The following is a 619-nucleotide window of genomic DNA, read 5'->3' on the forward strand; positions in this document are numbered from 1 at the left end:
GGACGGAGACACCGAGAACTGGACCCCGTCCGAGGGTCAGGAGGCGGTGCTAATTCCTGACGGGCTTCCGGTAACCACCGGCACCAAATGCAAAAAAGGGGTCTTCACTTTAGAGCCAATTGAGCAGGCGCCCGAACTCGTGCCTTCGGCGGAAGACATTCTGAAGAAGAACACCAACCTTCGTGACACGGCGCTGGCGACGGCGACGCTCGCCATCGGGCCGCTTCAGGATGCAGTGGATCTCGACGAAGCTACCGCTGAAGAAACCGGCCTGCTAAAAAAGTGGAAGCAGTACCGGATAGCGGTTAACCGCATCGACCTGACGCTGACGTCCCCGCCATGGCCTGAACAGCCCGCCTAACGCCCCGACCGCCTTGAGCGGTTTTTTTTCGTCTGGAGAAAAGTGATGACCGTAACCGATAAAGATCGCGACGTACTCGCGCGCACGCTGTGGGGCGAAGCACGCGGCGAGGGACTGGCCGGGCTGGTGGCTGTGGCCTGGACGATTCGCAATCGCGTGGACGACGGCAAGGATAAATCCTGGTGGGGCGAGGGCTACGCGGGCGTGTGCCAGAAGCCGTACCAGTTCAGCTGCTGGAACCGCAACGACCCGAACTAT

2 protein-coding genes are annotated in these 619 nt (G+C 60.7%); both read left to right on the top strand.

All coding sequences use genetic code 11. The features are described from left to right. On the top strand, nucleotides 1–361 hold a 361-nt coding region (locus QWI20_RS27435; RefSeq protein ID WP_369308098.1), incomplete at its 5' end, for a tail fiber assembly protein. A gap of 45 nt (nucleotides 362–406) precedes the next feature. After that, the coding region (locus tag QWI20_RS27440; RefSeq protein WP_369308099.1) for a cell wall hydrolase at nucleotides 407–619 on the top strand (213 nt) is incomplete at its 3' end.

The sequence above is a fragment of the Pseudomonas sp. W2-17 genome, assembly GCF_041060445.1.
Classification (GTDB): Bacteria; Pseudomonadota; Gammaproteobacteria; order Pseudomonadales; family Pseudomonadaceae; genus Aquipseudomonas.